The organism is Thermosporothrix sp. COM3 (assembly GCF_059696735.1).
In genome coordinates this window covers 2,797,702-2,824,282 of sequence record NZ_AP019376.1, presented here as the reverse complement: position 1 = coordinate 2,824,282, position 26,581 = coordinate 2,797,702, and the positions used below count along the sequence as shown (strand labels likewise).

At 52.7% G+C, this 26,581-nt stretch carries 21 protein-coding genes; 14 read left to right on the top strand and 7 right to left on the bottom strand.

What is annotated here, in order from left to right; translation table 11 throughout:
• Window positions 1–154: 154 nt before the first annotated feature.
• Complete coding sequence (locus tag KTH_RS12185; RefSeq protein ID WP_497618882.1) at window positions 155–1,279, bottom strand: Cfr family 23S rRNA (adenine(2503)-C(8))-methyltransferase; 1,125 nt, start codon at window positions 1,277–1,279, stop codon at window positions 155–157.
• A 452-nt stretch (window positions 1,280–1,731) separates the two neighbouring features.
• Complete coding sequence (locus tag KTH_RS12180; protein WP_497618880.1) at window positions 1,732–2,631, bottom strand: LysR family transcriptional regulator; 900 nt, start codon at window positions 2,629–2,631, stop codon at window positions 1,732–1,734.
• Window positions 2,632–2,728: 97 nt separating this feature from the next.
• On the opposite strand from KTH_RS12180, the gene KTH_RS12175 reads away from it, so the two are divergent.
• Window positions 2,729–3,139 carry a PPOX class F420-dependent oxidoreductase gene (locus KTH_RS12175; protein ID WP_497618878.1) on the top strand — a complete coding sequence of 137 codons (411 nt, stop codon included), beginning with the start codon at window positions 2,729–2,731 and terminating at the stop codon, window positions 3,137–3,139.
• Between the two features lie 56 nt (window positions 3,140–3,195).
• On the opposite strand, the gene KTH_RS12170 is transcribed toward KTH_RS12175, so the two are convergent.
• Window positions 3,196–3,657, bottom strand: coding sequence for a nitroreductase/quinone reductase family protein (locus KTH_RS12170; protein ID WP_497618876.1), 462 nt, complete (start codon window positions 3,655–3,657; stop codon window positions 3,196–3,198).
• A gap of 191 nt (window positions 3,658–3,848) precedes the next feature.
• On the opposite strand from KTH_RS12170, the gene KTH_RS12165 reads away from it, so the two are divergent.
• From KTH_RS12165 to KTH_RS12155, 3 genes are all read left to right on the top strand, one after another.
• Window positions 3,849–7,301, top strand: a complete 3,453-nt coding sequence (locus KTH_RS12165) for a winged helix-turn-helix domain-containing protein (protein ID WP_497618874.1) — start codon at window positions 3,849–3,851, stop codon at window positions 7,299–7,301.
• A 133-nt stretch (window positions 7,302–7,434) separates the two neighbouring features.
• A complete protein-coding gene (locus KTH_RS12160; protein WP_497618872.1) occupies window positions 7,435–9,060 on the top strand; it encodes an FAD-dependent monooxygenase in 1,626 nt (541 codons plus the stop codon).
• Window positions 9,061–9,182: 122 nt separating this feature from the next.
• Window positions 9,183–9,932: an N-acyl homoserine lactonase family protein gene (locus tag KTH_RS12155; RefSeq protein ID WP_497618870.1), complete on the top strand. Its 750-nt coding sequence runs from the start codon at window positions 9,183–9,185 to the stop codon at window positions 9,930–9,932.
• Between the two features lie 55 nt (window positions 9,933–9,987).
• Here KTH_RS12155 and KTH_RS12150 read toward each other — a convergent pair whose 3' ends face one another.
• Together KTH_RS12150 and KTH_RS12145 are read right to left on the bottom strand one after the other, a co-directional pair.
• Window positions 9,988–10,233, bottom strand: a complete 246-nt coding sequence (locus tag KTH_RS12150; protein ID WP_111321135.1) for a hypothetical protein — start codon at window positions 10,231–10,233, stop codon at window positions 9,988–9,990.
• A 124-nt stretch (window positions 10,234–10,357) separates the two neighbouring features.
• Window positions 10,358–11,536, bottom strand: coding sequence for an alpha/beta hydrolase family protein (locus tag KTH_RS12145; protein ID WP_497618867.1), 1,179 nt, complete (start codon window positions 11,534–11,536; stop codon window positions 10,358–10,360).
• 247 nt (window positions 11,537–11,783) lie between these two features.
• Here KTH_RS12145 and KTH_RS12140 point away from each other — a divergent pair, with 247 nt between their 5' ends.
• The 10 genes from KTH_RS12140 to KTH_RS12095 all read left to right on the top strand — a co-directional run bounded on the left by KTH_RS12140 (window position 11,784) and on the right by KTH_RS12095 (window position 22,303).
• Window positions 11,784–12,383, top strand: a complete 600-nt coding sequence (locus KTH_RS12140) for an RNA polymerase sigma factor (protein WP_497618865.1) — start codon at window positions 11,784–11,786, stop codon at window positions 12,381–12,383.
• Window positions 12,380–13,294: a zf-HC2 domain-containing protein gene (locus KTH_RS12135; RefSeq protein ID WP_497618863.1), complete on the top strand. Its 915-nt coding sequence runs from the start codon at window positions 12,380–12,382 to the stop codon at window positions 13,292–13,294. Before KTH_RS12140 ends, KTH_RS12135 begins: the two co-directional genes overlap by 4 nt.
• Before the next feature lie 10 nt (window positions 13,295–13,304).
• Window positions 13,305–13,946, top strand: coding sequence for an ABC transporter ATP-binding protein (locus tag KTH_RS12130; protein WP_497618861.1), 642 nt, complete (start codon window positions 13,305–13,307; stop codon window positions 13,944–13,946).
• Between the two features lie 30 nt (window positions 13,947–13,976).
• Window positions 13,977–14,957 carry an ABC transporter ATP-binding protein gene (locus tag KTH_RS12125; protein WP_497618859.1) on the top strand — a complete coding sequence of 327 codons (981 nt, stop codon included), beginning with the start codon at window positions 13,977–13,979 and terminating at the stop codon, window positions 14,955–14,957.
• On the top strand, window positions 14,954–15,733 hold the full coding sequence (locus KTH_RS12120; protein ID WP_497618857.1) for a hypothetical protein: 780 nt from the start codon (window positions 14,954–14,956) through the stop codon (window positions 15,731–15,733). The genes KTH_RS12125 and KTH_RS12120 overlap by 4 nt, the downstream gene beginning before the upstream one ends.
• A gap of 12 nt (window positions 15,734–15,745) precedes the next feature.
• Window positions 15,746–18,067, top strand: a complete 2,322-nt coding sequence (locus tag KTH_RS12115) for an ABC transporter permease (RefSeq protein ID WP_497618855.1) — start codon at window positions 15,746–15,748, stop codon at window positions 18,065–18,067.
• 283 nt (window positions 18,068–18,350) lie between these two features.
• Complete coding sequence (locus KTH_RS12110) at window positions 18,351–19,280, top strand: helix-turn-helix transcriptional regulator (protein WP_497618853.1); 930 nt, start codon at window positions 18,351–18,353, stop codon at window positions 19,278–19,280.
• A gap of 84 nt (window positions 19,281–19,364) precedes the next feature.
• Window positions 19,365–20,786, top strand: a complete 1,422-nt coding sequence (locus KTH_RS12105; RefSeq protein WP_497618851.1) for an FAD-binding oxidoreductase — start codon at window positions 19,365–19,367, stop codon at window positions 20,784–20,786.
• Between the two features lie 618 nt (window positions 20,787–21,404).
• A complete protein-coding gene (locus KTH_RS12100; RefSeq protein WP_497618849.1) occupies window positions 21,405–21,941 on the top strand; it encodes a histidine phosphatase family protein in 537 nt (178 codons plus the stop codon).
• Window positions 21,942–21,955: 14 nt separating this feature from the next.
• Window positions 21,956–22,303 carry a cupin domain-containing protein gene (locus KTH_RS12095; RefSeq protein ID WP_497618847.1) on the top strand — a complete coding sequence of 116 codons (348 nt, stop codon included), beginning with the start codon at window positions 21,956–21,958 and terminating at the stop codon, window positions 22,301–22,303.
• Window positions 22,304–22,372: 69 nt separating this feature from the next.
• Here KTH_RS12095 and KTH_RS12090 read toward each other — a convergent pair whose 3' ends face one another.
• Together KTH_RS12090 and KTH_RS12085 are read right to left on the bottom strand one after the other, a co-directional pair.
• The gene (locus KTH_RS12090) at window positions 22,373–23,194 is read right to left on the bottom strand and encodes an SDR family NAD(P)-dependent oxidoreductase (RefSeq protein ID WP_111321123.1); all 822 of its coding nucleotides are present in this window, start codon (window positions 23,192–23,194) and stop codon (window positions 22,373–22,375) included.
• Window positions 23,195–23,506: 312 nt separating this feature from the next.
• Complete coding sequence (locus KTH_RS12085; protein WP_497618844.1) at window positions 23,507–26,323, bottom strand: xyloglucanase; 2,817 nt, start codon at window positions 26,321–26,323, stop codon at window positions 23,507–23,509.
• Between the last annotated feature and the right edge of the window lie 258 nt (window positions 26,324–26,581).

Genomic DNA, 26,581 nt, shown 5'->3' with positions numbered 1-26,581 from the left:
TTTGCGGGCAGTTCGAGAGAGTCTGAGTTTTCTCTGAGCTGCCCTGATTTTCCCCTGTTGTTCATCAAGCATACACGGAGGCAGGGAGGGGTTGAGCGCACCAAAATACACTCAACCCCGTTCTATGCTCTGTTCAGGTTCAAAGCACGCGAATTCACTGTAAGAGGCGGGAAGCGCAGGTTCTATGCTGAGGAGTATAGCGCCCGTAGAGTTGCCCACAGGCGGCGTCAATCTCTTCCCCGAAAGACTGTCGCACTGTCACGTGGATGCCTGCCGAGCGCAGTTGATGATAGAACCGATCAATGGTCTGCTGATCTGAACGCATGAACTCCATCGGGGCTCCTTGCGCAGGATTATACCGAATCAGGTTGACATGGTAGCGATTGGCCCAGGTTCCTCGCTCTTTGAGCAGCCTGATAAGCGCTCTGGCATGGTTCGGAGTGTCATTGACGCCCTGTAGCATGATATAGGCGAGATAGACCTTCCGCCGCGTGGTCGCAATATGCTCATCCAGTGTCTGAAGTACGTCGTGAAGAGCGTACGTCTGGTTGAGAGGAACGAGCAAGCTCCGTTGTTCCGGGAAGGGCGAATGCAGGGAGAAGGTGAGATTGACCTGTGGAAATTCCCGGGTTATTCTCCTGATGAGCGGGATCACGCCAATAGTTGAAACGGTAATGCGCCTGGGACTGAGAGCAAACAAGTGAGGGTTCGTCAGGATATGCAGCGCTTGTAGCGTGTGAGGATTTGCCAGAGCCTCACCCATACCCATAAAAGACACGCTATCAATACTGCGTTTTTGAAGGTGGAAGTACAGCACCTGATCGGTGATTTCATCTGCGGTAAGACTTCTTTTCAGGCCGATCGCGCCCGTTGCACAAAAAGCACAGCCGAAATGACAGCCTACCTGAGAGGAAATGCAAAACGATTGCCAGCCTGCCCGATACGTCATCTCTACTGCCTCTACGCGGTTTCCATCGGGCAACTCGAAAAGAAGCTTCCTGGCCTGCTGAGATGGGCTTTCATGCAGCGGACGAAGCATCAGTATGCTTTCGCCGAATGTGGCGCGGAGTTCATTCCGCAATGCCTTCGGTAGCGCTTCCATACGCGCAAAATCGCCGACTCGCTGCTTGAAAATGGCATGTAAAATCTGTGTGAGGCGATATCCTGGCTGCTTCCTTTCAGCAAGGAAGGATTGGAGCCGTTCATATTTTGTTTGCTTGTTTGCCGAGTGGAATTTCGCCAATTCTGGTTTCGCGATAGTAGAGCGGAAGAATGCCATAGAGAGAACCTCGCTTTCCATACTGTATCTGCCGACTGAGGTTGTTGAGAAGCTGATATCTGTTAGAGGATTCTCCGGTACCTGCCATTGTCCTTTTTCTCCTTTATTGCGTGAAATGAACGAAATTTGTGACATAGAAAGACGGTGAAAGCTAGATGTCGGCTTTTGCCGCAGGAAAGGAATTGTGTGAAAGTGAGGCGTCGCGTGAGTCAGTGAGGCAAATGGAAAAGTGTTGTTATGAAGTGAGTGACAACAAACAGCCTGCTAGCCTGATGCTGCTACAGTAGTGCGACCTCTGTAGCAATACGACGCCATTGCACACATAAACGGGCAATGCCTCGGCATCTATCTAGTGGCTGCTTATCATCGTCGCTCCTCTACGTCATGTGGTGTTATTGAATAACTATACCATAGAGCAGAAAAAAAGTAAAGCAGGTGGGATAAGTATATGCTTATCCCACATATGCTGGTTTAGCGACCTGTTCCTGTACCCAATCGACAGCCGTTTGAATGAAGAGGCGGGTGCTTCGTGAGGTTGTTTCCTGGGAGCGTGTTGCCAGACCAATCTTGATCATGCCAGGAGGATTGAGGGGCAACATAACGACGCCATCAAGCTTTTTGGGTACCAGCGTACGCGGCATAATAGTGATGCCGAGCCGCTCTCGCACCATTGCCAGGATTGTTGCCTTATCGCGTGCCTGATAGCGGAGCTTGACTTTGTTCGGTTCAATGCCTGCCTTCTTGACATAATTCAGAGTGCATTGCGTCTTTTCCAGCACAAAATTCTCTCCTTGAAGCTCATGGGGAGCGATGGCATTGCGCCTGCTCAGCGGATGGCTTTGAGGCAGAAGGATGCACAATTCGTCGGTGGACAGGAAGGTTTCGTTGACGCCTGTCGCGGGTAGCATCACAAAACCGACATCAATCACGCTGTTCTCGATCCACTCACCAACTTCGTGGAGTGAGCCTTCAAACAGCACAATCTCGATCTCAGGGTACTGGCTCTGGAAACGGGTCAGGATGCTGGTAAGCAGGCCGGGCGCGATAATCGATTCGATGTTCCCAACGCGTACCTTCCCTGTTGATTGGCCTCGTGCTGCCCGGCATTCCTGCTCGATAGCCTCGGCCTGCGCCAGAAGCTCGCGTACATGCGGGAGAATCTTCTTCCCTATATCGGTGAGGGTAACCACGCCTTTCCGGTTACGCTCAAAAATGGTCACACCCAATTCTCGTTCAAGTGTTGCCAGCGCATGACTTACCGCCGATTGGGTGAGATCGATGGCGAAGGCTGCTTCTGTAAAACTACCTGTTTCGGCCAGTGCAACCACGCTTTGAAGTTGCGAGAAATTCATATGAACATCCTTCATAAAATTAGAAACGCTATGATTTGCATTCATTGTACCAGGTGAAGTATACTGCTGACAAGCAAAACGAGAAAGGACAACGAACATGGCAAATATCCCTGAAGCATTTCTTGACCTCTTACAAAACAGGACCGTAGCCCATTTTTCCACGATCGGGCCATCGGGCGGGCCGCAGGTAAGCCCGGTCATTTTCGATTGGGATGGAACATATATCTCCCTTACGATGACGAAAGCGCGCCAGAAGTACAGGAATGTGCTGCGTGAGCCGCGCGTCTCGCTCTCGATCGTTGACCCAGGCAACCCATTTCGCTCAATCGAGATCCGTGGGCGTGTAGAGCGTGTAGAGGATGACCCGGACTTTCGCTTTGCGCATAGCATCTCGCACAAGTACTTCAATATTGATGCGACAATCCAGCCGGGAGAAGAGCGAGCTGTAGTAGTGATCAAGCCAGAGAAGGCATTTGTTTTTCCGCCTGTCGAGAAAAATGACCGCTAGCTCAAGCAGCGAGCCAGGGCCATCAGGACAACGAGCGAAATGGGTGCTATGAGCGCTCAAGAGAGAGAGGCACTGGATGAAGGGCGTTGCAGGGTAAGTGCAATCACGGGAATGCTCTGTTGACGCTTTATCGGCCAATCGGGCAGATCAGGATAGTAGGCTTTTGCTTCGGCCCACGCTTTGGGAGAGTCTGCGATAAAGCGTTCTCGTTCGGCTCCCTCAAGCACGGTTGCGATGGCTGGCAAGTGCTCTTCTCCAATCTCAACGGTAACTTCGGGATGAGCCAGAATGTTATAGTACCAGTCGGGATTTTTGGATGAGCCAACATTTGCGCCGATCAAGATGATACGCTCGCCATCCTGTGTATAGGCCAGTGGCGTGATGCGCGTCTGGCCGCTCTTTCGGCCTTTTGTATGAAGCAAGAGAAGCGGTTGTCCCTCGTAATAGCCGCCGACCTTCCCCTTGTTTTGCCGAAACTCTTGAATGATTTCGTGGTTTGTACTGCCGAGGTCACTCATAAAAACATACATCCTTTCCTCTTTTTTGTAACAAAGATGATAGCATCTATTCCTGACATCTTCTGTCACCGACTCTGCCTGATTTCCTTCCCATTGTATTCCCCAACAAATGACAATCAGGCAATGTCCTGCTATACTTACCCGATAATCGATGTTGGGGAATATAAACGTTCATTGGGGAAGAAACAAGTATGCCTAAACAGGCTCGCTATATGTTGGTTGCTCGTGGGGAGCGTTCTGCTAAAGGACGCTATGAGCTCTTTGAACAGGGTGCATTGCTCTATACATTCCAGCACGAAGAGGATGCTGATTGGTTTCGCTGGCTGGATGAGCACATCTCGTTTTCTTTTCGCGGGTTGCAGGGAACGGTGACGCTCTTGAAAGAAGCGCGTGTCAGGGGATCTGCTTACTGGTATGCTTATCGCAGCCAGGATCGCCGCACGGTCAAGAGATATGCAGGCAAAACATCAGATTTGACCTTTGCACGGTTGGAGGCGCTGGCGAAAAGCCTTATCGAAAATGCGATTCATGAACAGCCCCGTACTGAACCGGCTTCACCGCTCCTGAACGCGAAGTTCCAGCCTCCGCACCTGCCCTCACCATTGATTGACAGAGAGAGCCTGCTTCAAAAGCTGGATGCAATTTTAACCAGCCGCTTGACGCTGATTACCGCACCGGCTGGTTTCGGAAAGACAACCATCGTCTGTCAGTGGATACAGCGTTCGCCGGGGTTACCTGTCGCCTGGCTTTCGCTCGATACAGATGACAATGATCCGCTCCGTTTCTGGCGCTACCTTATCACTGCTTTGCAAACATTCCATCCCGCGGTTGGCAAGAGTGCACTTGCCAGTCTATCCCCTTTTGAAATGCCTTCATTTGAAGCAATCCTCACGCTTTTGTTAAACGATATCACGCGCTTTGCCTGTAGTGGCGTGCTCATTCTGGAAGATTACCACCGTATCACATCACCGCTCATTCAAAAAACAATGGGTTTTTTTCTGGAACATCTCCCTGCTTCCTTGCACATCGTCATCTTGAGTCGTAGTGAGCCGCCACTTGCGCTGGCTAGTTTTCGGGCCAGAGGAGAGCTGTGTGAACTCCATGATCTGCGTTTTTCGCGCCAGGAGATCGCGGCCTTTTTGCATCAGATACCAATCTCTGAAGAAGGATTACGCCTTGTTGAAACGCGTTTAGAGGGGTGGGCCGCTGGCCTGCGCTTGCTGGTGCTCTGGTTTCAGAAGGGTGGGGATGTTGAGCGCCTGGTGCGCTTCGCAGGAGATCAGCGCCCATTCCTGGATTACTTTGTTTCGGAGGTTCTGCTGACGCAATCAGTGGAGCAGCAGGATTTTCTGCTTCGTACCAGTATGCTTGCTTCCCTGACGGGCTCGCTGTGTGATGCGATCACAGGACGACATGATAGCAAGCACTTTCTGGAAGAACTGGCCCGTGCAGGCCTCTTTCTAGAGAAACTTGGACAGCCTGAGTATCGTCCGCCTCTTCTAGAAGGACGGGAAATGCTCGATGAGCAGAGCCGCTCTACCCCACTCCTCCCGGAAAGATGGGAAATGCCCGGGGGACAGCCTGAGTATCGTCCGCCTCTTCTAGAAAGACGGGAAATATCTGAGAGATGGTATCGGTATCACCCCCTCTTTGCGGAAGCGATGCAGGCTGAGGCTCGGCGGCGCCTGGGATTGGAAGAGCAACGCGCGTTGCTTCGCAAAGCGAGCGACTGGTATGAGCAGCAGGGAATGCTTGTAGAGGCTATCGAGACAGCTTTTCAAGCACAGGATATAGACCATGCTGCTGACATGATTGCCCGAATTCTTGATAGGCTTCTTCATCATTTTGTTGATCCCTGGATGCTACAGCAGGTAGATGGAGGACGTACACTCTGTCGTTGGCTAGAACGACTGCCGGAAGAAATGGCGCGTACGCGCCAAATTTTCTCGCTAGGATATGTTGTCGCGTTACTCTTAGTGTTTGTTATCGCGCCTGTTTCTTCTCAAGGGCTTGAAAATCAGGGTCTTGAAAATCAGGGTCTTGAAAATCAGGGTCTTGAAAATCGGGACTTTCTACCCCAGAAATTTGCCGGTCAAGATCTTATCAGTCAAGCTCCTGTCACTCAGCAATTGGCTACCCGAGAACTTGTTACTGAGAGTCCCGTTACTCAGGGGCTTATTATCCAGAATCCCGGTTTGCATGAATATAGACGACAAAACTCAGCCACTCAGGAGATTATCACACCCGGTGGGAAGCGCTTTCCCAATCTACAGGCGCTGCGAATAGAGATTGAAGAGACACTCCAGAGAGCTGAAGCAGGGTTTCGGGCTACCGGTGATACCCTCAATCTCGGAAGAGCGCTCGCCCTGCATGCACTTTTCAGCAGAGAATATGGAGCGCTTGAGCAAGCGATCAAATATGCTGAGCACGCCCTTGCCTGTTTCTCTGAAAGAGAACCAGAGAGCGAATTGGCATGGCAGAATCTCAGTCTGAATATCATTGGCAAAGGCAAGCTGGCGTATGGCTTCTTGCGGGAGGCTCAGGAAATTTTCTTAAAACTCTACGCAGTTTGTGAAGCACAAGGAAATAGAGCGATGTTGCGGGCTCAAGCGGTGCTGCTGCATGAGACAATCTATGAACAGGGGAAACTTCGTCAGGTAGCCGAAATGAGCTGGCGATTGCTTGTTGAAGCCCGAGAGGAGAATGATAGTGATGACATTGCGCACGCCTTGCTGTTTCTGGCACGACTGGCATATGAATGGAATGATACAGCGGCAGCGGAAAAGCAGGCTCAGGAAGCTTTGCACCTCGCTCTACGGCTTGAAAACGAGGAATTTCAGGTACAGGCAGAACTCATACTGGCCTGGATTGAGCAGGCTCGGGGAGAGAACGAACGGGCGCAGCATCGTTGCACATGGTTGCTTGCTCGTATCCCGATGAATTCACCCCTTCGTTTGCGTCTGGGTCGGGAAATTGAGATGTGGCTTGCTCGTTTCTCGTTGCTGGCAGGCAATCATGTGATTGTTGAGCAATGGAGGCAGAAGCATCGGCCTGACCTTCCGCGCACATTGTATGAAGAGGAAGCTTTGCTAGCGGCTCGTTTGCTCCTTGTGAAGGGGCAGTCGGAAGAAGCGCTTGCTCTGCTTTCGCGTCTGGCAAATGAAGCGCAACGGATGGAACGTGCTCGCGTCCTTCTGGCTATTCAGGCGGTGCAGGCGCAAGCCCTGTATGTGCATGGTGAGCTGGAAAAGGCAAAGGAAGTGACGCGGGCATTGCTGGAACAGGCGCAGGCTGAAAGGTATCTACGGCTCTTTCTTGATGAAGGTGATGTTCTATTGACGCTTGTTCGAGCATTGTTGCCTCAATTGCAACAACGTGCGCTTGTCAGCTATGCCCGCACCATTCTGGAGGCTGCTCAGAACGCTGGTAGTACAGTACACAATCTGCTCATTGAGCCGTTGAGCCCACAAGAGGAACGTGTGCTTCGTTTGCTGCTGAAGGGATACACAAATCCCGCTATTGCGAATGAGCTGATCATCTCTATCAACACGGTGAAGGCACATCTCAAGAGTCTGTACCGCAAGCTGAATGTCAGTAATCGAACACAGGCATGCGAAGCGGCGCATCGTTTGGATCTTCTCTAAAAATAACCCGGCACACTACCCACCTGGATGATGTTGCTTGCCCTGGTTTGCTTCTATACTCAATGCAGTTGTGGTGAGCGCTTCTGACAACAAGAGGCGCGTAGTAATGAAGAAGCAAAGGAAGAAAAACGATATGGCTCAGGAACAGACTCCCGTATTGATTGTTGGTGGCGGCATTGTTGGTCTCTCCGCCTCGCTTTTTCTCTCATATCAGGGCATCTCATCAATTCTGGTTGAGCGACACTCTGGGACCTCAATTCATCCCCGAGCTCGTGGCGTCAATGCACGTACGATGGAACTGTATCAGGAACTGGGTATTCGTGAGGCTGTTGAAGCGGCTGGCGCTGAACTGGCTCCAAGCATGGGGATCTTTCAGGGCACATCATTGGTTGAGGTAATTGAAGGCCATCAACGTGGCGGTGAGAAGCCGAAATTTCCCGGAGCGGAGCGCCTGGAAGCCGTAAGCCCGGTGTCAGCAAGTCGCGGTACCCAGGACAAAGTAGAACCTGTTCTACTACAAGCTGCCCGCGAGCGTGGCGGAGATCTCCGTTTTTCTACGGAACTGGTGTCTTTTGTGCAGGATGAGGATGGCGTCACGGCAACGATTCGCAATCGGATTTCTGAAGAGACCTCAACAATACGGGCGGCATATATGATCGCTGCTGATGGCGCGGGGAGCCCGGTTCGACAGATGCTGGGTGCATCGGTCAGCGGGCGTGGCGTGCTTGGCCATTTACTGAATATTCTGTTTGAAGCTGACTTGCGTGAGCTGGTGCGCGGACGGGAATTCAGCATGTGTCGGATTGATCGCCCGGAACTGGTGGGTCTGTTTACCTCGATCAATAACAGTGATCGTTGGGTGTTTCACCTGTGCTATGATCCGACAAAAGGTGAGAAGCCCGAAGATTTCACACATGAGCGCTGTAAGGAGCTGTTGCGTATCGCGCTTGGTCTGCCAGATATCGCTATCGAGATCAAGAGTATTCTTCCCTGGGAGTCGGCAATGCGAGTTGCAGATAGCTTCCAGCATGGACGTGTCTTCCTGGCCGGTGACGCAGCCCACCAGATGCCACCCTGGGGCGGACAGGGTGCGAATACAGGCATTGCTGATGTACATAATCTGGCCTGGAAACTGGCCGCAGTGCTGCGAGCACAGGCAGGACCGGAACTGCTCCATACCTATACTGTGGAACGTTACCCCATTGGCTGGCTTGCCGCTGATGAATCGGCACAGGCTGCGGACGAAAGAGGCCTGGTGTCGCTGAATGGCCAGCATCCCGGCGTAAAGAATTTCATGCAACGGCTTCCCAGAATTCTCGGCTTTGGCTATACCTATGCCTCTCAGGCGATTATCCCCGAAAAGGAGTCAACTCCTGAACAATGGGAGGTGCTCGGGTTGGATGGCAGGCCGGGAACGCGAGCTCCTCACCTCTGGGTCCAGTATCAGGGACAGCGTATCTCAACGCTGTATCTGTTCGGCAGGCACTTTGTACTGCTCACAGGGCAGGATGGAGAGGTCTGGCAAAAGGCCGCGGCCTCCGTTTCAAGCCGCCTGGGAGTTGACATCTCCGCTTTTCGGATTGGTTCCGCTGGTGAGTTGCTTGATACGTCAAACCAGTGGCCTGCTCGGGCTGGAATCAGTGAACAGGGAGCACTCCTTGTTCGCCCAGATGGCTTTGTGGCATGGCGAGTGCAGCAGCCACCCGTGAACCCAACCGAAGCACTTGAGCAGGCCATAACACAGGTGCTGTGTCGCTAAAGATATTGGCGCTGGAAGGGTATCCCTTCTCGTTGGTTCGTCCAGGTAGCTTTCTTGCTTGTGTTGAACGCGTAGTATAATGAGTGTCCTATCTGTTTTTGTCTACCTTGAAAGGCATTCATATGACATCTACGACAGTCGGGCCGCAGCGCTTGTATCTGATGCAGGTTGCAACCATGCTTGCCGGCCCACTGATGTTACCGGTTCCCTGCTACCTGGTGCAGATGGGGGACGGGAAAAATATACTGATTGATACCGGTCTGGCTCTCGCGCCTGCTGGAACGGAGATCATACAGGAAGACAGCTTAGGACGAGGCCTCGGCCTGCGATATGGCCAAAGCGTGATTGAACAACTGGCTACGCTTGGTGTTCAGCCTGAGGATGTTGATCTGCTTATCAGCACACACTATGATGAGGATCATGCAGGCAACCTGGGCGCCTTCCCTCGGGCTCAAATCGTGGTACAACGATTGCAGCATGAGGTTGCTATAGCAGGTCACCCTCGTTTTGAGAAGACCCGCTCCCAATGGGATCAGCCAGCTTCACGGTTTCGGTTTGTTGAGGGGGATACAGAACTGCTTCCAGGCCTGGAGTTGATCGAAACCAGCGGCCATGTTCCCGGTCATCAGTCGGTGATCGTTTCGCTTCCGCAAACCGGGCCGGTGCTGCTGGCGATTGATGCGGTAGCGTTGCAGGCTCATTTCACCAGGGAACGACCCGTCGGGCCGACTGATGCTGACGGCGAGCAGACAATTGCCAGTACACTGAAACTCCTTGAGCTGAACCGGAAACGGGCGTTCTCCCTGACAGTGTTCGGGCACGATCAGGAGCAATGGAATACTCTCAAGCAGCTTCCAGCGTTTTATGACTAAGCCGAGGAATGCAGGATGCGGCAACCGAGGTATGTCGTACCCTGCAAGCCTCTTGTTAGCAGTTCGATAAACGAAGTCGTTTGGCCTGTATCTGTGAAAGTGTGTCCTGATGAATCAGGCGAATACCGGTGCCGGGCACGCCGTGAATGCGTCCGGAATGGAGCAGGAGTGCGATTTCATCAGGTGTCGCGAAACGGGCAGGAAGTTGCCGTTCAGAAATCATCCTTCGTATACTGCTGGCTGCCAGTTGTAGCTTGTGCGCGGCTTCGTAAATAGTACACCACTGAGTGAGCGAATCCATATGCTTTGTTCTCCCGAAAAAGGGTTTCTCTTTCATAAAGAACGCGCATATACTCCGCTTTTTGCTGTGAGCTTTGGAAAGGGTGGCCCCCCCTTCAGAGAGGGTCCACAGCATACGCTCAGGCTTATGAACGAAGCGTCTCGTCAAGCCAATCGAAGACACGCTGGTTTAGCAGCAGGGTTGCTCCCTCATGACAGTGTTCTTCAGCGGCATCCTCTGCCGTGAAGAGCATATACGTTTTCGGGCAGGTCAGAGCCTCGTAGAGTTTCATAGGCTGGCCAGCAAAGAAGTGGTCCTTTTCGGCGTCACAGACCAGGGTGGGACAGGTAATCTGATCCGCGATTCCTTCCAGGGTGTAATGCTGCATTTTCTGGCCAAATTCAAAAGGAGAGCTTGCCTGCATCGTCCACATGCCCTGGCTGACAGCCCAACGCATATTCAAGCTTGTCTGCATAAGCTGTGTCAAGACGGTGTTTGCCTCTTCTTCTGTCGCATGAAGCTCTTCTTCCGCTGCTGTGGGGAGAAACGCGAAAAGGCCATCAATAGCAATACAGGCGGCAAGGCGATGCTCGAAAGCGGCTGCGCGTGGTGCCAGATAGCCGCCCAGACTGCGACCTTCAAGCACAAGTCGGGCTGGATCGACACCCGGCAGTGTTAATGCATAGTCTACCACAGGGGTCACGACTTGTTCCCAGTCAGGACGGAAGGGCAGATGTTGCAGGCGAATCATTTCTCCCTGTCCCGGGCCTTCAAAGATGAGACAGTTATAGCCCCGTTGTAATGCGGCCGGAACGGTGCTGAAGTACAATTCCTCGCCAATAGAGTCATAACCTCCATGTAAGAGCAGCGTTGGGCGTGTTCTGTTCGTAGCATCAGGGCGAAAGAAGTAGCCTGGCAAGGTGGTTTCCTCATACGGAATACGGACGATATCGCAGGGAAATGCGAAAAGCCGGGTTGCCTGCTGAAAGCAATGAACGCTCTGCTTATAGGTGTCGAGCGCTTTGGAGGCGTTCTTTTTCTGATCGATATGCAGAAAGAATTCGGCGCAACGATAATAATTGGAGGCCCGCAGATATGCGTCGCGTGCACTGACCGTGTGACCTCTTTCCAGACAACGATCTGCGATGGAGTGAATCCGTTCTGCGGTTCTATGCCATTCACGATACCAGCTTTCAAGATCATCTTCTTGAATCCGTGAGGCCGTCAGGAAGCATTCATTGATATCGGAGCCGCCATAGATGCCCTCGCTAAGTACGCGCAGGAATTCAAACGCTAATGTTGTATCGTGAAACATCAGTTTCATGTGCTTTTCTCCTTATAGAGTTAGTGGTAACTAACTAAAACAATGCTAAAAAGAACCGCTATAGTTAGTTAGCGGTAACTTTATTGTAAATATAGCAGTGAGTGGAGTGAGCTGTCAAGGGTTTGGTCGCAGCCAGAAAAAGAAAGATCCAGGGAATGAGGGAGAAAAAACCGAACTCCTCGTCGGGAAATGGGTACTAATAATAGTGATACTGGAAATCTTGAAGGGGATGCCACTGTATGGATGTTTGGCATATCAAGAACAGATGAAGCTTGCAGATACCCAACTGATACAACAGATCGCGAAAGGAAACCAACGGGCAATGGAGCAACTCTATGCACGCTATCGGCTCGCTATCTGGCGGTATCTCTGGTATCGACTGGGAGAAAATGCGGCGCTGGTCGAGGAGACGCTACAGGAGGTTTTCCTTGCAGTATGGCGTTCGGCTGCTCGCTATCGAGGGGAGGCGCAGGTTGAGACCTGGATTCTGCGTATCGCACAGCATATTGTGCTGAATACGCGGCGTAATCTTTCTCGTACGATTGAAGGTTCTCAGCAACAAGATCATACTGAGGCATACTATAACGAAATGGATACCTATCATCCACAGCGCTCGTATGAGGAGCAGATTCTTGAGCGTTTGCACCTGGGGGAAGCGCTCAGCAGGCTTTCAGATAAATATCGTGTTGTGCTGGAACTCACATTTTACTGTGGCTTCTCCTGTGAGGAGGTCGCTCATATTCTGAATATCCCGACCGGAACCGTCAAAAGCCGTATTCATAGCGCGAGACAAAAGCTGCTTGCGGAACTGGCGGAAACGAAACAGAAAAGAGGGCAACACATATGATCGAGCCGTATTCATGTGAGCAGTCTCAGGGGTTGTTACCCTGGTTCATCACTGGCAAGTTGACCGAGGGTGAACGGCAGCGCCTGATGAGCCATCTGAAATCTTGCTCGGTCTGTCAGGAGGAACTGAAGCTGTGGCGTGGTTTTGCGGCAGATGTTACCGAGCTCTATCAGCGGACACAGCCCGAAGTTGTACAGCCGTTTACACCTTCGTGGAATAGCTTCTCGCAACGTCTCAGTGGAGAGGTCCAGCAGACGTCACTGTTGGCTCATTGGATGCAGAAGCTGCACTCTATAGGAGAGCGGGGTGTTGCTCTGGTTACGTTCCAGCTCTTACTGACACCTGGAGAAGTCTGGATCGTACAGGGAGCCGCGTTTTTCCTCATGCTTCTGCTCACTGTCGTTCCTCTGCCACTGACAGTGAACACGCAGCTTCTTCAATTCTTGATGGTCTTGCAGGCGGTGATTTGTTTCCCCTTGCTCTTTCGCGAGCGCGAACATATGGAGATCGAGCTGCTACCAACAACGGTGACATCGCCGCGCCTCTTGCTGCTTTGCCGTTTGCTTGTGTATGGCATTATTCAGCTCGGGTTGAACGGGGGAGTGACGCTGCTCTTCTCGATGACCCATGTTCTCTCGCTGTCGGGCTTCCTGATGCAGTGGCTTGGCCCGCTGTGTTTCATGGTTGCGGTCGCGTTTTTCCTGTCAACGGTGGTTCGTCCGCTGATCGCACTGCCGATATTGATTGTCCTCTGGAGTGCGCGTATGCTAGCCTGGTTTTCTGCGTTTCGGTACAGTACTGTCAGCCTGGCCATTGAACACTTCTGGTCTTCCGGGCCGCTTCTGGCGATAGGAACGTTGTGCTTGTTGCTTGGTACCCTCTTTCTGGCCCGACGAGAGCGCTTTATGTAAGGGGGGATACATGGAAATTACGATCTCACATCTGTACAAACGCTATCGAGGAGAAAACCTGCTGCATGACATAACAATGCATATCCCGGGTGGCATATTTGGCCTGCTTGGGTCCAATGGAGCGGGAAAAAGTACCCTGCTTCGTATACTGGCAACGCGCTTACGTCCTACGGCTGGAACGGTGACGGTCGGTCCCTATGACCTGGCTTCTCCCCGGGCTCGGCAGGCGCTACGGGCTCATCTGGGATATGCACCACAACTGCTTGCTTTGCCACCAAAATTGACAGGACGCCAGTTTCTGGAATATGTGGCTCTGCTGAAAGGGATGAGCGGGCCGAAGCTGCGCCACAACGAGGTTTGCCTGCTGCTTGAAGAGCTACGTTTCGAGCAGATAGCCGATCAGAAGATAGGAAGTTACTCGCTCGGCTCCTGTCGTCGTTTGAGTGTGGCGCAGGCCTTGCTTGGTGATCCAGAACTCTTGATACTGGATGATCCCTTTACCAATCTGGATAGTGAAGCGCTGCTGAATGTGAAGATGGCGCTTTTGAGACGGGCTCATCGCTGTACAATTGTGCTTGCGCTCAATCATATAGAACATGTTGAACAGTTCTGTCAACGCACAGCGTTCCTGGATAAGGGAGCTGTGGTGTAGTCGTTCTTACTTTGAGGAGAAAACATCTCAATGCAGACAACAAGTCAACCAGAATTGAAGACGTCAAATCTACCTATTCATATCCAGGGAGTCAGCAAGCGCTATGGCTCTCCTAAGAAGGGGCGTCTGGCCTTGGATAATGTTGACCTGAGTATCCAGCCGGGCGTTTTTGGTCTGCTCGGTCGCAATGGAGCAGGCAAGAGTACTCTGCTTCAGATTCTTGCGACGCTGCTTGTGCCAACGAAAGGGCGCGTTCAGATAGGACCATATGACGCCGTGAAGCAGCGTGAACAGGTACGTGAACTGGTGGGTTTCCTGCCGCAGGATCAGGGCTTTTATGCAACGTTGACGGTCCTGGAAACCTTGCGTTACCTTGCGGCGCTTCAGGGGCTTGAGCGCCCTGATATCCATATAGCAGAGGTGCTTGATGCCGTCAATTTGCGCGACCGTGCCCGCACCCGCGTCGGTGCTCTGAGTGGAGGCATGCGCCGTCGTCTGGGCCTGGCACAGGCATTGCTTGGTAACCCGCCTGTTTTGATCGTGGATGAGCCAACAGCCGGGCTTGATCCGGTCGAACAACAGCGCTTTCGGACCTTGCTTGCTCGTCTGGCTGCACAGGGAAATCGGACGATCCTGCTTTCAACGCACATCATTGGCGATGTGGCAACGATAGCGAGTCACCTTGCCGTCCTGGATCAGGGCAAAATGCTCTTTCAGGGCACAGTTCCGGCTCTAACCGAGATTGCCCGAGAGCGCTGCTGGAGCTGGCGGACAACCATTGCACGGATCGAAGCGCTGCGTGAGCGCAGGGAATTGCTGATCTCTTCATTGCACCCGATCACGGATGATCCGGAAGCTTCACCTGATCAGGTAATAGCCCGGGTTATTGGTGAACAGCCAGATGCTGAAGCGGTTCCTGTTGCGCCTACACTGGAAGATGGCTACTTCTCTTTGATCGGTGTCAGTGAGGCTGATAGCCTGAACTCAGTGAGTGACAGGAAAAACGCATGATGGTGACAATGAAGAGCATACAGTGGAAGGCAACACGGCGGAACTGGCCTCTCAGGCTCTTTCTGTTTGAACTCCGTCGATGTATCTCCTGGACATGGGGCCTGCCTCCTCTGCTGATCGGGATGGTGTTTGTCTTGCCACGGTATATCTCGCTGTACGATTCCGATGATCCTCTGCGTTACGCGTTGATGTTACGCTATTGTCTGGAACTGATGCTACCATTCATCACGCTGACGCTCACCGTCCCATTGCTTGCGCGAGAGTGGCAGGAAGGGACGTTGACTCAGGTTGCTCTACGCAAGCCCGTTTTTGCCCTGCTGGTGCTGCGTTTGCTGTATGTCATGGGGTATCTGACCATCTGGGTGATTGTCGGATCGCTCATTGTTCTGGCAAGCACAAGGCCGCATCCGGAGCCACACGGCAATAGCTGGCTCTGGATAGGTCAGAATCTTGGGATAGCGCTTGCTCCTTCGCTCTGTCTGGCAATGCTTGCGCAAACGCTGCTGTTGATTCCGGGAAATAGTGTGGTGGGCTATATGCTTGGTCTGGGAGTATGGTTAGTGAATATGGTGGTAGCCCCTTTTCTTCAGGGAGGGAATTACAGAAATATACTGCTGTACCTGCTTTTTAGCTGGACACAGCGCGGTTTTACTGACAGACCGGATGACTGGTGGCAGGGAAAATGGCTCTTACTCGTGATAGCCCTCCTGCTTATGCTTGTTCAATGGAAGTTGCTGACTGATGAAGGCCGCTTTATTCGGCAGAGTGAAGAATAGGAAGAGAAAAAGATGACGGTTTCAGAAAAGACGCTCGCATTGCATCAGACGAAGAATCAGCGGGTGAATGCCTGGAAACAATTGATAGAAATTATACGTATAGAGATCTTGCTGCAACTGCGTTCCTATGGGTTCTGGGTCTTGCTTGCAGTTGTTCTGCTTATCAGTCTGTTCTTCTCGTGGATTCTGGCGCAGCGTTTTCCTGATGACATACTGAAGACGGGATTAACCAGTACCGGGCAAGCAAGAGATACCCTGGTCTTTCTCATGTATATCTCTATACCGCTGCATACGCTGACATCGTTTCTTTGTAGTGGTACGCTGACCCGTGATGCCAGAAGAAAGACGGCCTCGCTTCTCTGGCTTCGCCCTGTTCCGTCAACGCTGTACACCTTTGGGAAAGGGATAGCCTGCTTCCTGCTTCTCTGCTGTATCGGATTGATAAACCTGGGGGTCAGCTTGCTCTTTTCCTTTGCTGTAATACACTATTCGCTTTTGCTGGAAGTTCTGCTATACCCGCTCTTGCTCTACTTTGGTAGCCTGCTCTTGCTTGTCGGGATAACGCTTTTCTGTACCAGTCTTATCAGGAATCCACTACTTGTGGCCCTGCTTGTTTGTGGGTTGGCGCTCTATCTTGATATCATGGCAACAGATACCTTACGCGAGCCTTTTTTGCTGCGTATAGAATCCGCGATCTACTTTCCGGGGCTTGGTTTTGGGCAGGACGCCATTTTGATGCTCTATCGGGTGCTCGTTGTGTGGCTTGTCGGCCTGCTCTTCTTTGTACTGGTGCCGCTGGTGAGGCAATGGCGCAGTCCGATTGAGAGCGTAAAGAGCTGGCAGACTCTCCCATTTTTCCTTCTGACGCTGCTTCTGGGTGGCTCACTCCTCCCTCTCCTTTTCTCATATCAGCAGATACTGCCTGCTTTTCAGCGTGGAAAGGATATTCAGCCGATCCCGGTGACAGCAAGCACCGAGGCATATACGCTCAATGTGAGTGTTGATCCAGCCAGTGGGCATATAAAAGGGAATGCCTCTTTCCGGTTGATACCAAAGGCAAGTGGAGCAAAAAAGCTCTTTGTAGATCTCAACGCAGGGCTGAAATTCCAGAACATCACTGTTGATGGTCAATCGGTTCCCTTTCGGATGGGGTGGCAGCGAACGCAAATTGAGCTTGCACAGACACCTTTCGCGAGTGGTAAGCCTGTTCAAATGATGCTTCAGTACGAGGGAACAGCGCAGCTTGTGCGTGAGGAGTATGCTTATGCCACCGGTCTGTTCTCACATGAGTACTGGGGTACCAGCATCAATACCAGTTTTATCGGGCAGCATATCGCCCTTCTTCAGGGAAAAGCAGGAAGCTGGTATCCGCTTCCCTGGACCACTCAAAGCCTTCAGCAAAGCTTCAGACCCCATATTGATGTAATTCGCCTTCAAATTCCTGCTGGCTATCAGGTCACCGCTTCTCCTGGCAAGCTCACGCAGAGAGGCGCATATCAGGGGCTTGTAGCCCAACCGCATGCGAGCCTCCCCGATGCCTTTGCCGTCGCGTTCAAACAGCCACAACAGCGGCGCTTTATCCCTGAGGTGACCGTGCAAAGCATGGGCAGTTTTGAGCCTGAGCGCCAGGAGTTCTATACTGTTATCAGCAAGTACCTTGTTGGACTCAAGCAGTGGCAGCCTGCTGATCATCAGCCTGCGCATCAGATAATCGTTATGGTCCCGTTTCTACAAGTCCCAATTATGGGGGATGGAGTGCTGTTCTATCCTGAAACATACTATCAGGCCTTTTGGGGTAAACTCTCTCAAGAGGCGCTCTATCACTTGATTGGAGAAGACATTGCGGAGGCGTGGTTGCTCAATATGTTTCAGACAAAAGAACCAGTACAAGCAGATGGGATGCCCGGGCTTGTCGGCGCATTTGTGTTACCGGGAAATGAGCTTCCGCGTATGCTTGCGCCTTCGGTTTCGGTTCAGCTTACCGGCCAGATCCTTCATACCGATTTTCCGCAGCGCGCCGAGCGAACCTGCGAGCAGCTCGTGAAAAGCAAGTCCGGGGTTGTGAGCTCAGATTCACCAGAAATGCTACAATATGGTCTATCAAAACTGGACTGCAATTACCTGCTTGTTGCATTTCACTTACAAGATAAGATAGGAGAGGGTCAGTTTATTCGCTTTATCCAACACTTTGCAGATGCACACTTTATGCAACCGGCCAATATGCGCGATTTCGTTGCCGCCGTTAAGCAGTCGCTGCATGTTGACATGTCCGCTGATATCGGCACCTACATCTGTCAGGATAAGGCAAAGCCATTGGATTGTTTGCTTTCATAGATGTTACTATCGCGACAAGGGAAGGATAGAGTGCACTGCCTTCCCTTGTCTTGCTGAACAGGTGCAATGGTTCCCGGAGTAAACCGTAAAAGCTGTAGAGAGCGTTTTGAGATAATGGCTTGCTGTTATCTCTCCCTTGCTGCACAGAAATTGCGTCCATTTCTTATAGCTTTATTGTTGAAAACTGTCACAGAAGTGAAAGAGAAGGAAGTGCTTTTGCGAACGTGATATGGGTGGATGAGAGAAAAACAAGAAGGGTAAAAGAAGAGGAAATGAAAAGATTATGAATCGAGTGGACCGCTTAACCGCGATTCTTCTCTATTTGCAGGGAGGGAAACGGACCGCGAATGAGATTGCACAACGGTTTGAGATTTCCAGGCGTACCGTGTTACGTGATATTCAGGCGTTGAGCGAGATGGGCATCCCGATTGTAGCGGATCTGGGCGCGACAGGCGGCTATAGCCTGATGCCTGATTACACACTGGCGCCGCTTGCCCTGCGCCTGAATGAAGCACTGCTGCTGCGTATTGCGCTTGCCAGTCTTTCACAGATGGATGGGACCCCTTTCAAACAAGATAGGGCATCCCTGCTTGCCAAAGTGGAAGCGCTGTTACCGCGCCGAAACAGCGAAGAGCTGGACAGCCTCGTGCAGGTAATGTCACTGGAGCTTCCCGAGCGGCCCTATGCAACCCCGTTCCTTGAACGGCTACTGGAGAGCGCTCGTGAAGAACGCTGGCTTGAAGTGACCTATCGTTCGGTGCGGGGTGTTTCTCAACAGACGATTCTGCCGGTCCAGGTGAGTGTTTCAGCCGGTCTCTGGTACTGCAAGGCATATTCTTGCGAGCGTCAGGAGTTGCGTCACTATCGTGTTGATCGCTTTCTGGAGGTGCGACTTGCCGAAGTGGCTCCCGAAGTGGATCGAGAGAAGCTGACACGCATATACCTTGACCCTTCATTCCCGGAGGTTCGCATTCAGTTAACGTCCAGTGGGGTGTTGAGATTGGAGCGTAATCCATATCTGAGTGCACAGGTTCAGCGATTGGAGAACGGAGAAGGTTTGCTTATCACGCGCTTGAACCCGAAAGAATATGATTGGCTGATTCGGGTTCTACTGCTTCTAGGTACTGATGCGCAGGTGATCGAGCCTGATACATTGCGCCAGCAGGTTGCCCGGGCTGCTGAAGAAATTGTGCGTCATCACTCCCAAAAGTGACATAAGGGTGTCCCCATTCCTCCTGTATACTTTCCTCACACGTTCAAAAGAAAGTTCCTGAGAGAATTGAAAGAGAAGTGTAATATGAGCATTGAACAGATAGATGTGCAGCCGTTGCGTGAACAGCTTCAGGGTAGTGTTTTTGTGCCGGGAGATGATGGCTATGAGCGGGCTTCTCGTGTCTGGGATAGCGATGCGTTTGAGCAGGTTCCAGCAGTTGTGGTGATGCCCGAGACAGTGGCCGATGTGTGCCATGCGGTGCGCTTCGCTCGGCAACATAGGCTTCCGATTGGCGTGCAGGGTGGGGGTCATGGTCATCCCGCTCCGGCAAACGGAGCACTTCTGATTAATTTCGCTCGCATGACCGAGGTCAAGGTGAATTCAGAGGCGGCGATTGCTAGCGTGTCGGCGGGCGCACTTGCGAAAGATGTGGTTGAGGCGGTGACTCCTTACGGGTTGGCTCCTCTCGGTGGTTTTGCGTCTACGGTTGGAGTGGTGGGCTACATGCTTGGTGGTGGGGTCGGCTGGTTGACGCGACGCTATGGGCCCGGAGCCGCCAGCATTCGTGCTGCCGAAGTGGTGACAGCAGACGGTCACTTGTTGCATGTTGACGAGAACAACCACGCTGAACTCTTATGGGGCTTGCGCGGTGGGGGCGGCAATTTTGGTATTGTGACCTCGCTTGAAATCGCGCTCTATCCAGTTCGTACGGTTTTTGGTGGGCAGCTAGCCTATCCTATTGAGCTCAGCCGGGAGGTGTTGAATGCGTACCTGCAATGGGTCAAGACAACTCCCACGACTCTGACTTCGGCCCTCCGCATTATGCATTTCCCCGATAGGCCGACGCTTCCTCCGTTGTTGCGTGGTCGCTCAGCTATCGTTGTGATGGCCTGCTATAGTGGTTCAGAAGCTGATCCAGAAACACAAAGAGAGCAAGGCGAGCGCCTGATGCAGCCGCTCCGGGCATTAACGGTTGAGGGTGAGATCAGAACGCCTTTCATTGATACGCTCGCAAGCCTGCCCTTCGCTCAAATTGCGTCTATCGCTCAAGACCCGGTCAAAGCACCTCCCGTGCTTTCTGCCTCTGACGCGTGTGCATTTGAAGACATGACGCCCGATGTTGTTGAGGCCTTATTACGGGTTGCGGCCCGCCCCGAATCACAAATGATGGTTGAATTGCGCCATTTCGGCGACGCTCTGGCGGCCTATCCAGAACAGATAATGCCCTTCGGGATGCGCCGAGCAACGCTCTATATGGGGTTCATGGTATCGGCTCCCTCTTCATCTCTCCTCGAAGAGAAGAAGCGGAATTTAGAGATGTTGATGCAGGATTTGCGTCCTCATACAACCGGGGAAGCCATACTCAATCTCGCCGGGACGATCACCCCCGAGAAGATAAATGGCGCGTACGCGCCAAAAGATTATCAGCGTCTCGTTGCGTTGAAGAAACAGTACGACCCGGAGAATGTTTTCCGCTTCAACTATAATATTCAGCCTGCAAGCTAAGTGAACGGGCATGGTTTCGCTCAAGAGCCAGTCGATCCGCTCAAGAGGTTATAGCTACTGAGAAGCGGGAGAGGGCGAGCGTGCGGCCTATCAAGAGCCAGTCGATCTGCTCAAGAGGTTATAGCTACTGAGAAGCGGGAGAGAGCGAGCGTGCAGCCTATCAAGAGCCAGTCGATCCGCTCAAGAGGTTATAGCTACTGAGAAGCGGGAGAGAGCGAGCGTGCAGCCTATCAAGAGCCAGTCGATCCGCTCAAGAGGTTATAGCTACTGAGAAGCGGGAGAGAGCGAGCGTGCAGCCTATCAAGAGCCAGTCGATCCGCTCAAGAGGTTATAGCTACTGAGAAGCGGGAGAGGGCGAGCATAGTTTCGCGCAAAAGCCTGTTGACTTGCTTAAGTGCTAAGCGACCCGGTGGCCCGATAACAACAATCGTTTTGCCAGCATATGAAGATCCTGTATCCCTGAATGGGGACGGAAGCTTCGCGTAGCGTGAGGCTTCCGTTTTTTTGTCAGTTACTTCGCGATGTTGTATAATCTCTAAATACGAACTATGAGCGCAAATCGTGCTCATGTTCTAAATTGGTAGGGAAGCCTGCAAACAGAGAAAAACCGGTGAAAGTATGCTGAAACTGTTCTACTCGCCTCACATGACCAGTATCGATAACGAGGCAAAGCGCGCTTCCGGGCATGCCGATGTGCCACTTTCGGAGGCGGGACGACAGCAAGCGAGGCAGCTCGGAGAGCACTATGCAGCCGAAAAGCTGGACGCCGTTTTTTGCTCGGACCTTCAGCGCGCCTTGCATACCGCGCAACTGGCTTTTGCTGATCGCGGCGTGCCAATTCTTCCTGATGCCCGGCTACGCGAATACGACTATGGAGATATGACCCGCGACCCGGTTGCTCTGGTTGAAAAGGAGTTCCCATATCGTGTGATAGTTCCGTTTCCCAATGGCGAAAGCTTGCAGATGGTCATCGAGCGTGTAGGCGCGTTTCTTCACGATGTTCGCGCCAAGTATGATGGCAAAACGGTTGTTATCATCGGGCATCGGGCTACCAGATACGGGCTGGAATACTGGTGCAGAAGGATAGATCTTGAAACGATTGTCAACACGCCCTGGCCCTGGCTTGAGGTTCCTATCTGGCGCTACGAGATATGAGCAAAGGAGGCTCTATGGCTCGTTTTCATCGTCGGAAACTTCCGGACCATTCTACCCTGTTAGCAGGTCCCGTTCCTCGCGATGAGGTCGGCTTTCAGTCGGATCGCCTGCAAATCTGGTACAACCACACCAACAAAGCATGGGCTGATGCACGCCCACATGCCCATCAGGAGAGCGATGAGTGCTTTATTGTGTTACAGGGAAGCATCGTTGTGGAGGTCGAGGGCGAGCGCTTTACGATTGGGCCACGCGAGTTCTGCTGCTTCCCTCGCGGGCTCTATCATCGGGTGATCGAGGTACGCCCGCCAGTTGAAACGCTGATGCTGCGGGCCCCTGCTGGAAACGATAAGATCTATCAGTAGCTGTTCCATGCATCTATGTGTTGAGATGAACGGAACAGCTATCTCTGTTTTTTAAGCTCCAACTATCTGTCAAGCTCTGACTACCTGGCCTGTTGGTTTGCTCTGGCCGGGGTGGGTCAGATGCTCTACCAGTTGTGCCACGAAAGGACGCGGCAACAGGCGACTAACAATCTGTGACGTCAGGAAGATGCGCCATCCCGGAATAATCAAGCTGCGCCGCCGCTCCAGAGCCCTGAGAGATGCATTCACGATAAACTCGGGTGTGGCTTTTGCTTCAATCCCCCTTCTTGCTCCACCTGCAACGGCAAAGAAATGGGTATCGACCGGACCGGGACAGACTGCCAGCACATGGATGCCCCGTTTGCGGTATTCTGCCCAGAGTGCCTGGCTGAAGGAAAGCACAAACGCTTTGCTGGCTGCATAGACAGACATGAAAGGAGCAGGCTGAAAGGCGCCCCGTGAGGCGATATTGATAATCGAACCAGCCCCTCGCCTGAGCATTCCCGGGAGAAAGGCGTGAGAGAGCGCTACAACGGCATTCACATTGACCATCACCTGTTGATGATCCCGTTCAGGGTCAATCTGCTCAAAATAATCATACGTTGCAAAGCCCGCGTTATTGATGAGAAGGTCGACCGTCAGTGAGCGGCTCTCAACTGCCTCTTTGATTTGCTGGATTGCCTGATGCTGGCTGAGGTCGGCGGCAAGCACATGTGTCTGAATCTGGTAGCGGCTGCTGAGCTCATGGGCAAGCTCGTTGAGGTGCGTTTCTGAACGGGCGACCAGAATAAGATGCATGCCACGGCGAGCCAGTTCGTGGGCGAATGCTTCGCCTATGCCCGATGAGGCCCCTGTAATGAGCGCTGTTTTCCCTTGATACAGATCTGACATGGTGATAAACCCTCTTTCTATCCGAACGTACGGACATTTTTCTGAATAAAAAATTTTATGCTGGAAGAGAAATCGATCCCTGAAAAACAGGATCCTCGGAATACCCTGTTGTAAGCTGTTTTCCCTTCTGTTGGATAACCCAGGAGTATCGATAAGTCGATAGGCCTGAGCTACTCTCTTTTTGATATGTACGATCGTTCGTTCGTTTTTATTGTAAAAGAAATTGCGTTTATTGTCAAGGGGGAAATGGATGGCGGTTCCGGAACGTACCAGAACCGCCATTTGGCACAGAACAGAGGGACGAGGACTGTCTTAGAAATGCCCGTTAAGGGTTGTAGTCGTCCCACCGCTTGTCGCCTTGACTGACCAGGTATCCGCGCTGGTTGCGTGTGGCGTGCCATTGCCGCTGAACTGGGCCGCAAGGGTCACGTTTGAGCTTGCAGGGAGGGTCTGGCCGGATTTCAGCGTATAGGTATAGGTAATGGTCGAGCCATTGTCCTTGTATGAGCCGCTGATGGTACCCGAGGTCGCGTACAGTCCGCTATACGTCACACCTTGCGTCTTCTGTACCGTAATGGTTACCGTCAGATCGGTGAGTGGTGCGGTATTGTGAAGCTGAACCTGCTCCTCTGTAAACCAGGCGCTCGAACTGGTAACGACGCCTTTTGCCGTCACATTGCCGGTGCCACTTGTCGGGCTTGGCGTTGGTGTGTTTGTCGGTGACGGGGTTGGTGAGGGCGTCTTTGTTGGTGTCTGCGTTGGCGTGCTTGTCGGCGTCGTATCGTTCAGGTCGCCATACACGATCCCGAAGCCATTCGTACAGGCATAGACGCGCCCGTAGATACGCGGATCACCCGTTACACAGTTGATAATGCCATACTGGTGCTGCTCATCGTTAATGCGCACCCATGACGCGCCGCCATCATCCGAGCGGAAGAGCCCACGTACCCCGTCAATGGTTGCGCTTGTATAGAGCGCCATATAGTCCTTGCCGGGGGCCGCCTTTCCAAGCCCGAGTGCATCGGCAGCCGTGATCTTTGCCAGCTTCGTGAACGACTTGCCGCCGTCGGTCGAGTGCCAGATACCGGACTTGCTGCCCGTCAGCCAGATGTCACCTTCATGCCCGGGAACGGCCCTGACCTCTACCGACTCATCGCTTGCAGGAAGCCCCGTCGCGCTACTTGCCGTGAAGGTCGCCCCGCCATCTGTGCTGATCCAGAATTTTCCTTCGCCATAGGCATAGAACACCTTCGGGTTGACGCGATCGGAGCCAACTACGGCATTCTTCGGTACGTTCTTTGAGGCTATCCAGCTATTTCCATTATCGGTCGAATAGGAGACCGCCGCGTCTTTGGGAGCCCAGACAACCGAGCTTGCATCGGCGGCCGCTGCGACTGTTCCGCCGTTGCCTGTGATGCCAGGGATATCTTTGTTTCCGGCAAACCAGTTCTTCCCGCCATCATAGCTAAAGGCGCTGCTGGTCACAGGTGGGTTTGCTTTCGGGTCTCCGTAGCCCACGCGTACCAGAAAATCTGGTTTGAGTTCGGCATAGTCGATAGCTGCATAGGAGCCAGCATAGGGCACAGAATACATGGCATCGGGTGATTTTGTCAGATCGTCGTGACGCCAGCCACTCACATCGCCGACAACACTATAGAGATGCGCGTTGGCTGGCGGGCTGATCAGGCCGGAGACGCTGGTCTCCTCGATGCCCCGGGCCATCGTTTTGATCGCTACTTTGCCGCCCGTGTCCCAGGCCGTCAGATTGGTTGTGCCATAGAGTGTCGCGCCGGTTCCGTACATCAGACGGTCTGAGTTGAAGGGGTCAATATTCATGCCCTCAATCATCCAGCCAAGCTTGACGGCAGGCACAGGATCAACGGGGTTCGTGTTGCCAAAATGAAGCCAGGGAGCGTCTGAGACGTCAATAGTATAGTGCAGAGAGCGGCTCGGATAGCTGGCCCATTCCCAGATAGGGGCCCAGGTTTTGCCGCCGTCGGTCGTGCGGAATAACTGTGCGTCAGGCCACCACGAGTTGACGCTTGCCACGACCAGCGTTCCCGGATGCTGCATATCCACCGCCAGCCCGCCATAGCCGAAGTAGTTATTGGAGGTATCGGAGCCGGGAACCGGACTGATTTTGGTCCATATCGCGGTTTTGGGCTCAAATTTCCAGACATCGCCATGACCGCCGTTGTATGGGCCTTCCCAGTCGCTGTAGGTGACGTAGAGCGTGCCCTGAGCATCAAGCTTTCCCTGATGTGGCAGATAGCCCGTTGTCGCGTTGGTGGAGGTGTCCCAGGTCGCACCCCCAGTACAGGTCACCTTTGTGCCGCTGACGTTACAGGTTGGCTGCCCCGGGACCGCTTCCCAGGTCTTGCCAGCATCGGTTGTACGATAAATATTGGTGGCGTCGCTCCGATTATCGGCCACACCGACATAGATTGTTTGTGTGGGGTTGCCGGGCGTGCTGCTCGCGGGATCAAACGTTACCCAGACAACACCGACCTCGTCCCCCAGATAGGGATCACCGGGCGTATCGACGAAGGGGCCTGTATTGGGAAAATTGCTTACCTGGCTCCAGGTCACGCCCGAGTCGGTACTTTTCCACAGGCCGTGACCGCTGCGTGTACCAAGATAGAGAATGGAATTCTTGTTCGGATCAATCGCCAGACGCTCGCCCATGCCGCGTCCGGGCATGTTCCCGCCGAGCTTGAAGGGAAGCGGCGTCTGCTGAAATGTTTTGCCTCGATCGGTCGAACGCAAGATGACACCGTTTTGATCGGTCCATGAGTTGGTATACGTTCCGGCGGCGATGTAGAGCCGGTTGGGATCTACAGGGTCGGTTGCGATGCTCTCAACGCCAGCCATATTCCACTGATCGGGACCAACCCACGCCAGTAGCTGCGTCCAGCTTCCAGTTGCCGGGTCCCACCGATACGCGCCCCCGATATCGGTGCGGGCGTACAGAAGATCTTTCTCTTTCTGATTGAAGAGCACATTGACGACAAAACCACCTCCGCCACCGGTCACAACTTGCTTCCAGCTATAGGACTGGGAGGCTGCACGGGCTTCAGGAGCGGGCCTGATAAAGAGGATGGGTACAATCAGAAGCGCAAGGGATAGCATCAGGAGGTTCCTTCTGCTCCTGCCTGCAAAATCCGTCATGGAACGCACTCCTTCACAACCTGCAATGAAGCGAGCGACGTCATGTCACTCTGCATACGAGACTCTTTTCTTCTTTTCTTTGTACATGATGGTTTTACCGTACGTCAATGAAATGATGAAACTGATGAAAAAGTGAATGTTTTCTCAGCAAAAGATGATGAATCTGGTTCGTTTTTGGTAGAGAAGCCAGGTGCGAGATAGTATCGTGTATATCTTTAT

Excerpts from the sequence above, each read along its gene's own strand:
- KTH_RS12180 (WP_497618880.1), bottom strand. The coding sequence starts at position 2,631 with ATGAATTTCTCGCAACTTCAAAGCGTGGTTGCACTGGCCGAAACAGGT.
- KTH_RS12120 (WP_497618857.1), top strand. The coding sequence starts at position 14,954 with ATGATGGTGACAATGAAGAGCATACAGTGGAAGGCAACACGGCGGAAC.
- KTH_RS12105 (WP_497618851.1), top strand. The coding sequence starts at position 19,365 with ATGAGCATTGAACAGATAGATGTGCAGCCGTTGCGTGAACAGCTTCAG.
- KTH_RS12170 (WP_497618876.1), bottom strand. The coding sequence starts at position 3,657 with ATGAGTGACCTCGGCAGTACAAACCACGAAATCATTCAAGAGTTTCGG.
- KTH_RS12100 (WP_497618849.1), top strand. The coding sequence starts at position 21,405 with ATGCTGAAACTGTTCTACTCGCCTCACATGACCAGTATCGATAACGAG.
- KTH_RS12110 (WP_497618853.1), top strand. The coding sequence starts at position 18,351 with ATGAATCGAGTGGACCGCTTAACCGCGATTCTTCTCTATTTGCAGGGA.
- KTH_RS12125 (WP_497618859.1), top strand. The coding sequence starts at position 13,977 with ATGCAGACAACAAGTCAACCAGAATTGAAGACGTCAAATCTACCTATT.
- KTH_RS12145 (WP_497618867.1), bottom strand. The coding sequence starts at position 11,536 with ATGAAACTGATGTTTCACGATACAACATTAGCGTTTGAATTCCTGCGC.
- KTH_RS12175 (WP_497618878.1), top strand. The coding sequence starts at position 2,729 with ATGGCAAATATCCCTGAAGCATTTCTTGACCTCTTACAAAACAGGACC.
- KTH_RS12155 (WP_497618870.1), top strand. The coding sequence starts at position 9,183 with ATGACATCTACGACAGTCGGGCCGCAGCGCTTGTATCTGATGCAGGTT.
- KTH_RS12090 (WP_111321123.1), bottom strand. The coding sequence starts at position 23,194 with ATGTCAGATCTGTATCAAGGGAAAACAGCGCTCATTACAGGGGCCTCA.
- KTH_RS12130 (WP_497618861.1), top strand. The coding sequence starts at position 13,305 with ATGGAAATTACGATCTCACATCTGTACAAACGCTATCGAGGAGAAAAC.
- KTH_RS12165 (WP_497618874.1), top strand. The coding sequence starts at position 3,849 with ATGCCTAAACAGGCTCGCTATATGTTGGTTGCTCGTGGGGAGCGTTCT.
- KTH_RS12085 (WP_497618844.1), bottom strand. The coding sequence starts at position 26,323 with ATGCTATCCCTTGCGCTTCTGATTGTACCCATCCTCTTTATCAGGCCC.
- KTH_RS12095 (WP_497618847.1), top strand. The coding sequence starts at position 21,956 with ATGGCTCGTTTTCATCGTCGGAAACTTCCGGACCATTCTACCCTGTTA.
- KTH_RS12135 (WP_497618863.1), top strand. The coding sequence starts at position 12,380 with ATGATCGAGCCGTATTCATGTGAGCAGTCTCAGGGGTTGTTACCCTGG.
- KTH_RS12160 (WP_497618872.1), top strand. The coding sequence starts at position 7,435 with ATGGCTCAGGAACAGACTCCCGTATTGATTGTTGGTGGCGGCATTGTT.
- KTH_RS12115 (WP_497618855.1), top strand. The coding sequence starts at position 15,746 with ATGACGGTTTCAGAAAAGACGCTCGCATTGCATCAGACGAAGAATCAG.
- KTH_RS12185 (WP_497618882.1), bottom strand. The coding sequence starts at position 1,279 with ATGGCATTCTTCCGCTCTACTATCGCGAAACCAGAATTGGCGAAATTC.
- KTH_RS12150 (WP_111321135.1), bottom strand. The coding sequence starts at position 10,233 with ATGGATTCGCTCACTCAGTGGTGTACTATTTACGAAGCCGCGCACAAG.